The 13,761-nt window shown below is 55.5% G+C and carries 11 protein-coding genes and 1 riboswitch; of the genes, 5 read left to right on the top strand and 6 right to left on the bottom strand.

Annotation, left to right across the window (positions count from 1 at the left end; genetic code table 11):
- Nucleotides 1-27: 27 nt before the first annotated feature.
- Entirely contained in the window at nucleotides 28-1,527 is a 1,500-nt protein-coding gene (gene pitA / locus OGV89_RS01885) for an inorganic phosphate transporter PitA (RefSeq protein WP_003023373.1), read from the bottom strand.
- 229 nt (nucleotides 1,528-1,756) lie between these two features.
- On the opposite strand from pitA, the gene OGV89_RS01880 reads away from it, so the two are divergent.
- Entirely contained in the window at nucleotides 1,757-2,950 is a 1,194-nt protein-coding gene (locus tag OGV89_RS01880) for a BaiN/RdsA family NAD(P)/FAD-dependent oxidoreductase (RefSeq protein WP_003837793.1), read from the top strand.
- A gap of 38 nt (nucleotides 2,951-2,988) precedes the next feature.
- Here OGV89_RS01880 and OGV89_RS01875 read toward each other — a convergent pair whose 3' ends face one another.
- Nucleotides 2,989-4,002: a magnesium transporter gene (locus OGV89_RS01875; protein ID WP_003837796.1), complete on the bottom strand. Its 1,014-nt coding sequence runs from the start codon at nucleotides 4,000-4,002 to the stop codon at nucleotides 2,989-2,991.
- Nucleotides 4,003-4,057: 55 nt separating this feature from the next.
- Nucleotides 4,058-4,241, bottom strand: a riboswitch (M-box (ykoK) riboswitch).
- Nucleotides 4,242-4,642: 401 nt separating this feature from the next.
- Here OGV89_RS01875 and OGV89_RS01870 point away from each other — a divergent pair.
- The 3 genes from OGV89_RS01870 to OGV89_RS01860 are packed head-to-tail and all read left to right on the top strand — an operon-like array spanning nucleotide 4,643 to nucleotide 9,578.
- Nucleotides 4,643-5,710, top strand: a complete 1,068-nt coding sequence (locus OGV89_RS01870; RefSeq protein WP_032950442.1) for an HlyD family secretion protein — start codon at nucleotides 4,643-4,645, stop codon at nucleotides 5,708-5,710.
- The gene (gene rbbA / locus OGV89_RS01865; protein WP_049025788.1) at nucleotides 5,707-8,454 is read left to right on the top strand and encodes a ribosome-associated ATPase/putative transporter RbbA; all 2,748 of its coding nucleotides are present in this window, start codon (nucleotides 5,707-5,709) and stop codon (nucleotides 8,452-8,454) included. Before OGV89_RS01870 ends, rbbA begins: the two co-directional genes overlap by 4 nt.
- Nucleotides 8,454-9,578 carry an ABC transporter permease gene (locus OGV89_RS01860; protein ID WP_003837801.1) on the top strand — a complete coding sequence of 375 codons (1,125 nt, stop codon included), beginning with the start codon at nucleotides 8,454-8,456 and terminating at the stop codon, nucleotides 9,576-9,578. The genes rbbA and OGV89_RS01860 overlap by 1 nt, the downstream gene beginning before the upstream one ends.
- A 96-nt stretch (nucleotides 9,579-9,674) precedes the next feature.
- Here the strand turns inward: OGV89_RS01860 and nikR are convergent, their stop codons facing one another.
- From nikR to OGV89_RS01845, 3 genes are all read right to left on the bottom strand, one after another.
- Nucleotides 9,675-10,076 carry a nickel-responsive transcriptional regulator NikR gene (nikR, locus tag OGV89_RS01855; RefSeq protein WP_003023387.1) on the bottom strand — a complete coding sequence of 134 codons (402 nt, stop codon included), beginning with the start codon at nucleotides 10,074-10,076 and terminating at the stop codon, nucleotides 9,675-9,677.
- Nucleotides 10,077-10,125: 49 nt separating this feature from the next.
- Nucleotides 10,126-10,704: a 4'-phosphopantetheinyl transferase AcpT gene (acpT, locus tag OGV89_RS01850; protein ID WP_003837810.1), complete on the bottom strand. Its 579-nt coding sequence runs from the start codon at nucleotides 10,702-10,704 to the stop codon at nucleotides 10,126-10,128.
- A gap of 62 nt (nucleotides 10,705-10,766) precedes the next feature.
- Nucleotides 10,767-11,816, bottom strand: a complete 1,050-nt coding sequence (locus OGV89_RS01845) for an AI-2E family transporter (RefSeq protein ID WP_003023393.1) — start codon at nucleotides 11,814-11,816, stop codon at nucleotides 10,767-10,769.
- A 133-nt stretch (nucleotides 11,817-11,949) separates the two neighbouring features.
- Between OGV89_RS01845 and OGV89_RS01840 the strand changes: the two genes are divergently transcribed.
- Nucleotides 11,950-13,167, top strand: coding sequence for an MFS transporter (locus OGV89_RS01840; RefSeq protein ID WP_003846164.1), 1,218 nt, complete (start codon nucleotides 11,950-11,952; stop codon nucleotides 13,165-13,167).
- A gap of 3 nt (nucleotides 13,168-13,170) precedes the next feature.
- Here the strand turns inward: OGV89_RS01840 and OGV89_RS01835 are convergent, their stop codons facing one another.
- Nucleotides 13,171-13,728 (bottom strand): DcrB family lipoprotein, encoded by a 558-nt coding sequence (locus tag OGV89_RS01835; RefSeq protein ID WP_003837816.1) that lies wholly within the window; start codon nucleotides 13,726-13,728, stop codon nucleotides 13,171-13,173.
- Between the last annotated feature and the right edge of the window lie 33 nt (nucleotides 13,729-13,761).

Raw genomic sequence — 13,761 nt, 5'->3', positions numbered from 1 at the left:
TGACCCGCTTTTTTACCGTGCATTCGCTTAGATAAGCTTCAGAGAGAGCCAGTAAAGCCCGCCGGAAAGAAGAATTGCGGCTGGCAGGGTGAAGACCCAGGCCATCAGAATGCTGGTCACCGTTTTACGCTGTAAACCGCCGCCATCAACAACCATCGTCCCCGCAACGGAAGAGGAGAGAACGTGGGTGGTGGAAACGGGCATACCGGTGTAACTGGCGAGACCGATAGAGACTGCGGCGGTCATCTGTGCCGACATCCCCTGGGCATAGGTCATGCCTTTCTTACCGATTTTCTCACCAATGGTGGTGGCTACGCGACGCCAGCCGATCATGGTACCAATGCCCAGCGCCAGTGCGACGGCCATAATGATCCAGATAGGCGCGTACTCAATGGTGCTCAGCATGTCAGCTTTCAGTTTCTTCAGCAGACGCTGATCGTCAGTGCTTACGCCAGGCAGTTTCACCACTTTATCGGTGGTATCAGAGATGCACAGCATAATGCGACGCAGTTGACCGCGCTGTTCGACGCTTAACTTGTCGTAGGTTTCCAGGTTCGCCAGCATACCTTTCGCACGTTCCAGCGCGTTGATGGTATTCGCCGGGTGGCAATGGAACTCTGTCGTCGTCGCTGGTGCCGCGTCCGTCGGGGACGGAATCAACTGGTCTACGCCTGTGGCCTGTTTAAGGAGGTCAGGACGCTGCTGGAAGAAGACTTCGACGTTATTGATGGCATCACGGGTACGGGTAATCTCGTAACCGGAAGCATTCATATTCACCACGAAGCCTGCAGGCGCTACGCCAATCAGCACCAGCATCACCAGACCAATGCCTTTCTGCCCGTCGTTAGCGCCATGAGAGAACGCCACGCCGATAGCGGAGAGGATTAGGGCAATACGGGTCCAGAACGGCGGCTTTTTCTTACCGTCTTTCTTTTCACGTTCTGCTGGCGTCAGGTGGATACGGGCACGTTTTTTCGTACCGCTCCAGTAGCGACGCAGAATGAAAATAAGACCACCTGCAACCACCAGGCCGACAATCGGCGAGATGATAAGCGAGGCAAAAATACCGATAACTTTCGGAATGTTAAGTGCATCTACCACAGAAGTGCCGGTCATCAGCGCATTGGTTAAACCAATACCGATAATGGCGCCAATTAGCGTGTGGGAGCTGGATGCAGGCAAACCAAAGTACCAGGTACCCAGGTTCCAGATAATTGCCGCCAGCAGCATGGAGAACACCATGGCGAGGCCATGTGACGATCCCATATTGAGCAGCAGATCCGTTGGCAGCATATGCACGATGGCATACGCCACGCTGAGACCGCCCAGCAAAACACCAAAGAAGTTGAACACCGCAGCCATGACCACCGCCAATTGCGAACGCATTGCACGGGTATAGATCACGGTTGCGACAGCATTGGCTGTATCATGGAAGCCGTTAATCGCTTCGTAGAACAGCACAAAAGCCAGAGCAAGCAATAGTAAAAGCCCGGTATGTAAATCCAGGCCAGCAAACAAATGTAGCATAGGACGTTACGCCATTTTGAGGACATGAACGCGGCGCATTATCAGTGACTTTGGCGGCGCGGGCAAAGTGAAATATAGAGTTTTTTTGATTTGTCTCCTGCTTTGTTTTACACCACTAAAGAATTATCCTATATATTTCAGTTAAATACCCTTTATCGGTAGTTTGGTGCTGGTGCGACCACTGAGGAATCTTTACAATTCACACCCGCTTTTTAGAGAGGATCGCAACGTGGAAAGGTTTGATACCGTTATTATAGGCGCTGGCGCAGCGGGTATGTTTTGTGCCGCGCAGGCAGGACAAGCAGGTAGTCGCGTACTGCTGATTGATAATGGTAAAAAGCCGGGGCGTAAGATTCTCATGTCTGGCGGGGGACGCTGCAACTTTACCAATCTTTATGTCGAGCCTGCCGCCTATTTGAGCCAAAACCCTCATTTTTGCAAATCGGCGCTGGCGCGTTACACGCAGTGGGATTTTATCGACCTGGTGGGCAAACACGGTATTGCCTGGCACGAAAAAACGCTAGGCCAGCTGTTCTGCGATGATTCCGCACAGCAAATTGTCGATATGCTGGTAGACGAGTGTGAAAAAGGTAACGTAACTATGCGGTTACGTAGCGAAGTCCTGAGCGTCGAGCGAGAGGGTGATGATTTCATTCTCGAATTGAACGGGATGACCGTGGGCACGAAAAAGCTGGTTATTGCCTCCGGTGGTCTCTCTATGCCGGGTCTGGGGGCAACGCCGTTTGGTTATAAAATTGCCGAACAGTTCGGTCTGAACGTATTGCCAACGCGCGCAGGACTGGTGCCCTTTACGTTGCATAAGCCACTGCTGGAGCAGCTTCAGGTGCTCTCTGGCGTGTCCGTTTCTTCCGTTATCACCGCCGAGGACGGCACCGTCTTTCGTGAAAATCTGCTCTTTACGCACCGCGGGCTTTCTGGTCCGGCCGTACTGCAGATTTCCAGTTTTTGGCAGCCAGGCGAATTTGTCAGCATTAATTTGTTGCCGGATGTTGACCTTGCGAGCTTCCTCGATGACCAACGCAGCGCCCACCCTAATCAGAGCTTAAAGAATACGCTTGCTATGCAGTTGCCAAAACGGCTGGTGGAATGTTTACAGCAGTTAGGGCAAATCCCGGACGTCTCGCTGAAACAGCTTAATGTGCGTGATCAACAAACGCTGGTTGAGACGCTGACCGATTGGCGGGTGCAGCCGAACGGTACGGAAGGGTATCGTACCGCTGAAGTCACACTGGGCGGCGTTGATACCAATGAGCTTTCATCGCGCACGATGGAAGCACGTAAAGTGCCGGGACTCTATTTTATCGGCGAAGTGATGGACGTTACCGGCTGGTTGGGAGGCTATAACTTCCAGTGGGCATGGTCGAGCGCCTGGGCGTGTGCGCAAGATTTAGCGCCAGCCTGACTGTGACGCCCGACAACCTGAGCTGCCGGGCGTTATCATTAGTTCAGACCAAGAAAGTGCTGGGCGATTTTAAAGTAGATAATTAACCCGGTACCGTCGATAAGCGTGGCGATAAACGGGGCCGAAACCACGGCGGGATCAATGCCGATACGCTTGAGCACCATGGGGATCACTGATGACACCACGGCGCTCCACAGCGTAATGCAAACCAGCGTCAGGCTGACGATCAGCGTGATTTCCATGCCGATGCCCATCATCCACGCGCGTAAGCACCCTGCCAGGCCCAGCGTCAGAGCGATCAGCAGCGAAGTTGAAACTTCTTTGCGGATCACCCGGCCCATATCGCGCAGCCGCACTTCTCCCAGCGCCATTGAACGTACCAGCGTCGAAGTGATCTGCGTACCGCTGTTGCCGCCAGTACCAATTAATAGCGGAATAAAAAAGGCCAGGGCAATTGCGGATTCCAGCGCCTCTTCAAAATGCTGAAGCACGCTGCTGGTATAGGCTTCTGCGACAAACAGCAGCAGGAGCCAGACCGAACGCTTTTTCCACAATGTCCACGGACTAATTTCCAGATAGGGTTTTTCCAGCGGTAGCGTGGCGCCCTGAAGCTGAACGTCTTCGGTAACATCATCTTCCTGTAGATGAGCGATCTCTTTTTCCATCAGACAACCGACCAGCTCACCTCTCTCAACGACAGCAACCAGATCGACTTCGCGTTCGGCTAACTCGGCAACGACCTGCGCCCGTTCATCATCAGGCTTTACATGAAATAAACAGCTGTCCGTAAGATGGTTGATGTTCAGCGACGTATCTTTTTCCTGCAATAAGCGCTTGATGGATAACACCCCGCGCAGCGCTTTTCCGGCCACAACAAAGACCTGGCCTGGGATGTCATCCGTTGTGAGTTGGGAGACAAAGTACTCGCGAGCGCCGTTCACGCTGAGATGGTCCGGCAGAGTAATAAAATCGGTGCGCATATATTGGGCGATAGCGTCGCCGTTGAAATCCGGCATAGGATGATGAGCGGCGCAGAGTGGCATAGATGACATGGTGTAATTCCCTATAAAAATCTCTCATAGGGGCGAACAAGACAGGGTTAGCGCAGGCAGATCCCTACGTCCTGGTTTTAGCACTGAACAACGTATCTGCCCGATGGTGAAATCGTCAGAAGTTACCTTGGCAACACCTTGATTCGATGGATGCCTGTATTTCCCTGAGTGGTCTCTCTCGATACCAGCAGGGCGGTAACTTGTATTTGTACAGGAGCCTCGCCATAACGAGATCGGTAAATGAGCCGCTATTATAGGGATGCCTAATCATTGATTATGTTTATAGTTGCGATTGTTTATCAATCGTTGATATACGAAATATTTCTTGTGCCAGGGCTGAACTGGAAACGACAACCGAATAGACATATTGAATCCAGGTGTTAGTATTCAATAGACAACAGTTATGAGTATGCGTGTTTCATTTCCGGCCAGGAACGCTGATGATGACAACATTACTACCCGATTTCACAGCATTTTCGTCACTCACTTCCTTCGCGGCGTGCGTTGCTATTACGCCTGTCCGCACTCTGGCCATTATTTCTCATTCCTTCTCATCCCGGATGGAATCTCCCGCTGAATAGCTGTTCAGTGGGCTTTGTGACACGCATCGTTTGATAACAGGGATTACGGCGGGTCGGATATGGAAAAGATTAAGCGTCATCTGGTGTGGTGGGGCGCGGGTATTGTGGTGGTGGTTGCTGCAATGGCATGGTGGATGTTGCGTCCTGCGGGGATTCCGGAAGGTTTCGCGGCCAGCAACGGCAGAATAGAAGCTACCGAAGTGGATATTGCCACCAAAATTGCCGGGCGTATCGATACGATCCTCGTATCGGAAGGACAGTTCGTTCGTCAGGGCGAGGTACTGGCGAAAATGGATACCCGCGTGCTGCAGGAGCAGCGGCTGGAAGCTGTCGCGCAAATCAAAGAAGCCGAAAGCGCGGTGGCGGCGGCACGAGCGCTGCTGGAACAGCGGCAAAGTGAAATGCGCGCCGCGCAGTCGGTGGTAAAACAGCGCGAGGCGGAACTGCAGTCGGTCTCTAAACGTCACGTTCGCTCCCGTTCGCTATCCCTGCGTGGGGCTGTATCCGAGCAACAACTGGATGACGACAGGGCTGCGGCTGAAAGCGCTCGCGCGGCACTGGAATCCGCAAAGGCGCAGGTCTCTGCGGCAAAAGCCGCAATTGAAGCCGCTCGTACCAGCATCATTCAGGCGCAAACCCGCGTAGAAGCCGCGCAGGCCACCGAACGTCGCATTGCCGCTGATATTGATGACAGCGAGCTGAAAGCCCCGCGCGATGGTCGTGTGCAGTACCGCGTCGCTGAACCGGGCGAGGTGCTTTCCGCGGGCGGTCGCGTACTGAATATGGTCGATCTCAGCGATGTCTACATGACGTTCTTCTTACCTACCGAACAGGCTGGTTTATTGAAGATTGGTGGTGAAGCTCGCCTGGTGCTGGATGCCGCGCCGGATCTGCGTATTCCGGCGACCATTAGCTTTGTGGCTAGCGTCGCGCAGTTCACGCCGAAAACGGTCGAAACCAGTGATGAACGGCTGAAGCTGATGTTCCGCGTTAAAGCGCGTATCCCGCCAGAGCTGTTGCAGCAGCATCTGGAGTACGTGAAAACCGGTCTGCCGGGCATGGCGTGGGTGCGTGTTGATGAAAATCGCCCCTGGCCTGACGACCTGGTGGTGAGGTTGCCGCAATGACGCATCTGGCGCTGGTTCCCGTTCCTCCCGTGGCGCACCTTGACGGCGTGAGTCAGCATTACGGGAAAACGGTCGCGCTGAACAACATCACGCTGGATATCCCTGCCCGCTGTATGGTGGGGCTTATTGGCCCGGATGGCGTCGGAAAATCGAGCCTGCTGTCGCTCATCTCCGGCGCGCGGGTCATTGAACACGGCAACGTGATGGTGCTGGGCGGCGATATGCGCGACCCAAAACATCGACGGGATGTCTGCCCGCGCATTGCCTGGATGCCGCAGGGGTTAGGGAAAAACCTGTACCATACGCTGTCGGTGTATGAGAACGTCGATTTCTTTGCCCGGCTGTTTGGTCATGATAAAGCGGAACGCGAAGCGCGGATTACCGAGCTGCTGAACAGCACCGGCCTGGCACCGTTTCGCGACCGTCCCGCCGGGAAACTCTCGGGCGGGATGAAGCAAAAGCTGGGGCTGTGCTGTGCGTTAATCCACGACCCGGAACTGTTAATTCTCGATGAACCCACCACCGGGGTCGATCCGCTGTCCCGCGCCCAGTTCTGGGATCTGATTAACAGCATTCGCCAGCGGCAGACCAACATGAGCGTGCTGGTTGCGACCGCTTACATGGAAGAAGCCGAGCGCTTTGACTGGCTGGTGGCGATGAACGCCGGGGAGGTGTTAGCCACCGGGAGCGCCCAGCAGCTACGCGAACAAACCAACAGCAACACGCTGGAGCAGGCGTTTATCGCGCTGCTACCTGAAGCCCAGCGCCAGGCGCATAAGCCGGTGGTGATCCCGCCGTATCACGCTGAGCAGGAAGAGATTGCTATCGAGGCGAAAGACCTGACTATGCGCTTCGGTAAGTTTGTCGCCGTTGACCACGTTAACTTTCGTATTCCGCGCGGGGAAATCTTCGGTTTTCTCGGCTCCAACGGCTGCGGTAAATCCACCACCATGAAGATGCTCACCGGTCTGCTACCCGCAAGCGAAGGTGAGGCGTGGCTGTTTGGACAAGCGGTTGACCCGAAGAATATCGATACCCGCCGCCGGGTGGGCTATATGTCGCAGGCGTTTTCGCTCTACAGCGAGCTGACCGTCCGGCAAAACCTCGAACTACATGCGCGGTTGTTCCATATCCCCGAAGCAGAAATCCCCGGGCGGGTACAAGAGATGAGCGAGCGCTTTTCGCTGACCGATGTCGAAGACGCGTTGCCCGGCGCGCTGCCGTTGGGGATCCGTCAACGCCTGTCGCTGGCGGTGGCGGTGATCCATCGCCCGGAAATGCTCATTCTTGATGAGCCGACCTCCGGGGTCGATCCGGTGGCGAGGGACATGTTCTGGCAACTGATGGTCGATCTGTCGCGGCAGGACAAAGTGACCATTTTTATCTCCACCCACTTTATGAACGAAGCGGAGCGCTGCGACCGGATGTCGCTGATGCACGCCGGAAAAGTGCTGGCCAGCGGCACGCCGCAGGAACTGGTGAAACAGCGTGGCGCTGCCAGTCTGGAAGAGGCGTTTATCTCCTGGTTACAGGAAGCGGCAGGCCCGGCACCGGAAGCTCAGTTACCGCCAGCCAATGTTCCGATAGCGCATGAAAATAGTCAGCCGCCGCGGCAGGGCTTTAGCCTGCGGCGGTTGTTCAGCTACAGCCGCCGTGAAGCGCTGGAACTACGACGCGATCCGGTACGTTCAACGCTGGCGCTGATGGGCACAGTGATCCTGATGCTGATCATGGGCTACGGCATCAGCATGGATGTGGAGAACCTGCGTTTTTCGGTGCTCGATCGTGACCAGACCGTCAGCAGCCAGGCGTGGACGCTGAATCTGGCGGGATCGCGCTATTTTATCGAACAGCCGCCGCTCACCAGTTATGACGAGCTGGACAAACGGATGCGTTCGGGCGAAGTGGCGGTAGCAATAGAGATCCCGCCAAACTTTGGCCGCGATATCGCGCGTGGCACGCCGGTGAAGATTGGCGTCTGGGTCGATGGTGCAATGCCGAGCCGCGCTGAAACGGTCAGAGGCTACGTACAGGCGATGCACCAGACCTGGCTGCAGGACGTGATGGCGCGGCAACCCAATGCCAGTGGGCAAAACGGGCTGATGACCATTGAAACTCGCTATCGTTACAACCCGGATGTAAAGAGTCTGCCGGCGATTGTTCCGGCGGTGATCCCGCTGCTGCTGATGATGATCCCCTCGATGCTCAGCGCCCTCAGCGTAGTGCGTGAGAAAGAGCTGGGGTCGATTATCAACCTGTACGTTACGCCCACGACCCGCAGCGAGTTTTTACTCGGCAAACAGTTGCCGTACATCGTGCTGGGGATGCTGAACTTCCTGCTGCTGTGTGCGCTGTCGGTGTTTGTGTTCGGCGTACCGCATAAAGGGAGTTTTTTAACCCTGACGCTGGCCGCGCTGTTGTACGTCACCATTGCCACCGGGCTGGGTCTGTTAATTTCCACGTTTATGAAAAGCCAGATCGCGGCTATTTTTGGTACGGCGATTATTACGCTGATCCCGGCGACGCAGTTTTCCGGGATGATCGATCCGGTCGCCTCGCTCGAAGGGCCTGGACGCTGGATTGGTGAAATTTACCCGACCAGCCATTTTCTGACCATCGCGCGTGGGACGTTCTCTAAAGCGTTGGATCTGACCGATCTCTGGCAGCTGTTTATTCCGCTGGCGGTAGCCATTCCGGTGGTGATTGGTCTGAGCGTATTACTGCTGAAAAAACAGGAGGGGTGATGCGCCGATTACGCAATATTTATAACCTCGGCATCAAAGAGTTGCGCAGCCTGCTGGGTGACAAAGCGATGCTGACGCTGATCGTCTTTGCCTTCACGATTTCGGTTTATTCTTCCGCGACCGTCCTGCCGGGTTCGCTGCATCTGGCTCCGATTGCTATTGCCGATATGGACCAGTCGCAGTTGTCGAACCGGATTGTGAACAGCTTTTATCGCCCGTGGTTTTTACCGCCGGAGATGATCACCGCTGATGAGATGGATGCCGGACTGGACGCCGGGCGCTACACCTTCGCCGTGAACATTCCACCTGATTTTCAGCGTGATGTGTTGGCCGGTCGGCAGCCGGATATACAGGTTAACGTCGATGCCACGCGGATGAGCCAGGCCTTTACCGGCAACAGCTATATCCAGAATATCATCAGCGGCGAGGTGAACAGCTTTGTGGCGCGTTACCGTGACAACAATGAGCCGCCGGTGGCGTTGGAAATGCGTATGCGCTTTAACCCTAATCTGGAACCTGCCCGCTTTGGCGCGGTGATGGCGATTATCAACAACATCACCATGCTGGCGATCGTGCTTACCGGGTCGGCGCTGATCCGCGAGCGCGAGCACGGGACAATAGAACATCTGCTGGTTATGCCGGTGACGCCGTTTGAGATCATGATGGCAAAAATCTGGTCGATGGGTCTGGTGGTGCTGGTGGTTTCCGGTTTATCGCTGATGCTGATGGTAAAAGGCGTGCTCGGCGTACCCATTGAAGGTTCGATACCACTGTTTATGCTGGGCGTGGCGCTGAGCCTGTTCGCCACCACCTCGATCGGCATTTTTATGGGCACGCTGGCGCGCTCTATGCCGCAACTGGGGTTACTGATGATTCTGGTACTGCTGCCGCTACAGATGCTCTCTGGTGGTTCTACACCGCGTGAAAGCATGCCGCAGGCGGTGCAGGACATAATGCTGACTATGCCAACTACCCATTTTGTCAGCCTCGCGCAGGCGATACTTTACCGCGGCGCTGGGTTTGGCATCGTCTGGCCGCAGTTCCTGACGCTGTTGGCGATTGGCAGCGCGTTCTTCCTGATAGCGCTGCTGCGCTTTAGAAAGACGATTGGCACGATGGCGTAAACATTATTGCCAGGGGGGCTTCGCTTGCCTGGCCTACAAACGGTAACGGAGTAGGCCGGATAATGCGTAGCCGCCATCCGGCAACGAAACAGGCAATTACTCTTCTTTCGGCAGGCACTGCAAATGACCGTGGCGCACGCCGCGCTGGGAGATCACGTCATCGGCAAAATGCTGTACATCGCCCATGTCGCCTTTTAGTACGGCGATTTCCAGGCAGTCGTCATGGTTGATGTGCACGTGCAGCGTGGCGACCGATAAATCGTGGTGGTGGTGTTGGGTAGAAACAATGCGGCTCGCCAGGTCACGCTTCTCATGCTCATAAACATACGAGAGCACCGCGAAGCCCTGAGTGCCGTGCTCCTGAGTGGTTTCCTGCGCCAGTGCGCCGCGCAGAATATCGCGGATCGCTTCGGAACGGTTGTTGTAGCCACGGCGCTGACTCAGGCCGTCGAGCGTTTCTAATAAATCGTCATCAAGTGTGATGGTGATACGTTGCATCAGATTTCAACCTTACGATATTGCGCGGCGGCGCACGGGAATGAAAACATTACAGCCTGTGTACGGCGTCGGCGGTCAGGGTAAATGGCGTGGGGGTGCAAACCGCCAGGCTCAGGGTATCGATCTGGCACTGGCTGACGGAGAGTGAGGAGGTCAGTGCGGTACTGTCGACGCTGACGATTTGCCAGGCACTGCCGCCGCGCTGTTTCACGATAGCTTCTTTACGCGTCCAGATGCGCCAGAACGCCGCCAGCTGTTGCTCCGGGTGTTCGGCTTCAACTTCAGCGTGTTCCCCAAGACTGAATACCGTATTTGCCAGCGTTTGCCAGTTATCGCGCGGGCGAATAACTTCAATATCGCAGCCGACTTCCCCTTCGTCGCTGAGCAGCAGGACGATGTCATCGCCGCTATGGCTGAGATTGAACCACAGCGGCGTGTCGGCGGAAAAGGCCGGTTTTCCTTGCTCGCCATAGATGATGTTCGGTAATGGCGAAAGGGCATGGGAAAGCAGCACGCGACCAGCCAGCCAGCGCGCACGGCGAACACCTTGCGGCGCTTGCTCTTTCATCGCGGCAGGCAGTTCGCCAGCGCTTAAAACAGAAACTTTCCCATGAACGATCCGGTACATATCAGGACTAACCTTTAGTAATAATGGGGTTGTGTACCACTCTTCACATGCTGTTTGCAAGTTTATCCCGGTAATCGACTTTTGGGCCTGCCGGGTCCCAGTAAAATTGCCAGTTTGCTACCGCCTGTGGTCGTTTCCATCCAGATTTTACACACGCTGGTTAGCGGCACGGAGAGCAGCATGCCTACCGGGCCGAGCAGCCATCCCCATACCAGCAAAGAGAGGAAGACGATAAGCGTCGATAATCCCAGCCGATGCCCCATCATGCGGGGTTCGAGGATATTGCCAATAACCATATGCACCACCAGGAACAGCGCACCAACCAGTACGCATTCGTAAATGCCGTTGAACAGCAGCGCCTGGATCATGGGCGGGACGGCGGAAATGACCGAGCCAATGTTGGGCACGTAGTTTAGCAGGAAGGCCAGCACGCCCCACATCAGAGCAAACTGAATCCCCATCAGCGCCAGACCCAGCCAGATAATGGCACCGGTCCATAAGCTGAGCAACGTTTTCAGTGCCAGATAGTGAGATACGCCCTTGAGCGCCCGATGCAGCCCCGCAATATGGATTTGTGGGTTGTTCAGCGAAAAGCGCAGCTTATAAGGAACATGACGTACCTCAAACAGCATAAAGACGACCGTCATCACCAGCAGAACGACGCTGGCCATGGCGCCGGAAAGACTTGTCATCAGCGTGGTGGTGAAGGTCATTATTTTGTCGGAGTCCATGCGTTGTAGCATGCGCTCCGGGGACATATGCAGATTTAAAAAGGGAACCATCTCTTGCAGATGCAGGACCTTACGTGTCAGCTCCTTGTTGTATTTGGGCAGCATGGCCATGAATTCCGTAATCGAAGACGCGAGGACGCCGATCAGTGCCGTGAGGACGAACAGCATCACCACCACTACGAGCGTAATGGCAACCGGGCGACGTACTCCCCGGCGAATAAACCAGGCGACCAGCGGATTCAATACAATGGCAAAAAAGAGGGCCAGCAGCAGTTGCACAATGATATCCGCCGCGGCATGAATACCGGCGAGGATCACCACCAGAGCAGCCAGTTTGAGCAAAATGTGCAAACCCGTTTTATCGGGCTGAGCGGTTGTCATATTTTCTTCCTGTTTGCGTTTTTGCATTAAGTGTAGCGGCTGGCTTGCGGCTGAGATTCCTAAACTGACTGCTGATTTCTGCGCGGCAACATGGTAGAAATGAAACACTGTTGTGAAAACGTGGTGACCCTTCATGCCCGAACCCGTCGCTGAACCGACGCTGAGCGGTTTACGCCTTAATCTGCGCATTGTCTCTGTGGTGATGTTCAACTTCGCCAGCTATCTGACCATCGGCCTGCCGCTCGCGGTATTGCCGGGCTACGTCCACGATGTGATGGGGTTCAGCGCCTTCTGGGCGGGGTTGGTTATCAGCCTGCAATATTTCGCTACGCTGCTGAGCCGTCCGCATGCAGGTCGCTATGCTGACCTGCTGGGGCCAAAGAAAATTGTGGTATTCGGGCTGTGTGGCTGCTTTTTAAGTGGTCTGGGCTATTTGCTGGCAGGATCAACGAACGACTGGCCGTTGGCTAGTCTGCTGCTGCTGTGTCTGGGGCGGGTGATTCTCGGAATTGGGCAGAGCTTTGCCGGAACTGGCTCTACGCTGTGGGGCGTGGGGGTTGTTGGCTCAATGCACATCGGACGGGTGATTTCCTGGAATGGCATCGTGACCTATGGCGCGATGGCGATAGGCGCGCCGCTGGGCGTTCTGTTTTATGCCTGGGGGGGCTTACAGGGGCTGGCGCTGACCGTGATGGGCGTGGCGCTGGTGGCGATACTGCTGGCGCTCCCTCGTCCTGCGGTGAAGGCCAGCAAAGGCAAACCGTTGCCGTTTCGCGCGGTGCTCGGGCGTGTCTGGTTGTACGGTATGGCGCTGGCCCTGGCTTCCGCTGGATTTGGGGTGATCGCCACGTTTATTACCCTGTTTTATGATGCCAAAGGCTGGGACGGCGCAGCTTTCGCGCTGACGCTTTTTAGCTGCACATTTGTCGGCACTCGACTGTTGTTCCCAAATGGTATCAACCGTTTAGGCGGGCTGAATGTGGCAATGATCTGCTTTAGCGTCGAGATTGTCGGGCTGCTGCTGGTCGGGATGGCTTCCATGCCGTGGATGGCGAAAATCGGCGTTCTGCTGGCTGGGGCTGGGTTCTCACTGGTTTTCCCGGCGCTGGGCGTGGTCGCGGTAAAAGCCGTCCCGCAGCAAAATCAGGGCGCTGCGCTGGCGACCTACACGGTGTTTATGGATTTATCGCTGGGGGTTACCGGGCCGTTGGCTGGGTTGATAATGACGTGGGCGGGCGTGCCGGTTATCTATCTGGCGGCAGCAGGGCTGGTGGCGGTGGCGCTATTGCTGACCTGGCGGCTAAAAAAACGGCCTCAGGTGGTGTCACCGGAGGCCGCGTCATCGTCTTAACCGTTACTGGATAACCAGCGTGTTAATGATGTTTTCTGCGGTAGTCTGCGCTTTTTGCTGATCGTCAGCAGGCAGCGTGATTTGCAGGGTCAGCAGTTGATTGTCCACTTTACCCAGCACTACGGAAGAGTAAGCGGTCTGGCCTTTGGCTGAGATGATGCTGTCTAACTGCTGCAGCGTGTGGCCTTTCAGCTCAATAGATTTATTGGTGACGACCTGCAGCTGTGGGTCGCGGCTACGCTGCTGATCTTCCAGACGTTTTGCCAGCACGGCCAGGTCTTCGTTGGTGTTGTCGCCAACAATCACAATCACCGCTTTCTGGCCGGTTGCGTCAGAATAGACGTGCATATTGTTCGCCTGGGTGCCCAGCTTGCCGCTCTGATCGGTCATATCCGCTGGCAGGGAAAAACTGAGTTTGCCGTCCAGCAGGCTGACCGGTTGTCCGCTGGCGCTACTTTCTGCGGCAGCACCCTCGGCTGGCGCTTTTGTATCGCTATTATCACAGGCTGCAAGCCCCATAACCAGCAGGCCAATACCGACATATTTAACCAGATTGCGCATTGACTTCTTCCTTTCGATAAACGGCCATAACGG

This window comes from Citrobacter sp. Cf125 (assembly GCF_030333935.1).
Classification (GTDB): Bacteria; Pseudomonadota; Gammaproteobacteria; order Enterobacterales; family Enterobacteriaceae; genus Citrobacter; species Citrobacter freundii.
This window is presented reverse-complemented; position numbering and strand designations above follow the sequence as displayed.

Excerpts from the sequence above, each read along its gene's own strand:
- OGV89_RS01860 (WP_003837801.1), top strand. The coding sequence starts at position 8,454 with ATGCGCCGATTACGCAATATTTATAACCTCGGCATCAAAGAGTTGCGC.
- pitA (WP_003023373.1), bottom strand. The coding sequence starts at position 1,527 with ATGCTACATTTGTTTGCTGGCCTGGATTTACATACCGGGCTTTTACTA.
- rbbA (WP_049025788.1), top strand. The coding sequence starts at position 5,707 with ATGACGCATCTGGCGCTGGTTCCCGTTCCTCCCGTGGCGCACCTTGAC.
- OGV89_RS01875 (WP_003837796.1), bottom strand. The coding sequence starts at position 4,002 with ATGTCATCTATGCCACTCTGCGCCGCTCATCATCCTATGCCGGATTTC.
- nikR (WP_003023387.1), bottom strand. The coding sequence starts at position 10,076 with ATGCAACGTATCACCATCACACTTGATGACGATTTATTAGAAACGCTC.
- OGV89_RS01870 (WP_032950442.1), top strand. The coding sequence starts at position 4,643 with ATGGAAAAGATTAAGCGTCATCTGGTGTGGTGGGGCGCGGGTATTGTG.
- acpT (WP_003837810.1), bottom strand. The coding sequence starts at position 10,704 with ATGTACCGGATCGTTCATGGGAAAGTTTCTGTTTTAAGCGCTGGCGAA.
- OGV89_RS01835 (WP_003837816.1), bottom strand. The coding sequence starts at position 13,728 with ATGCGCAATCTGGTTAAATATGTCGGTATTGGCCTGCTGGTTATGGGG.
- OGV89_RS01840 (WP_003846164.1), top strand. The coding sequence starts at position 11,950 with ATGCCCGAACCCGTCGCTGAACCGACGCTGAGCGGTTTACGCCTTAAT.
- OGV89_RS01845 (WP_003023393.1), bottom strand. The coding sequence starts at position 11,816 with ATGACAACCGCTCAGCCCGATAAAACGGGTTTGCACATTTTGCTCAAA.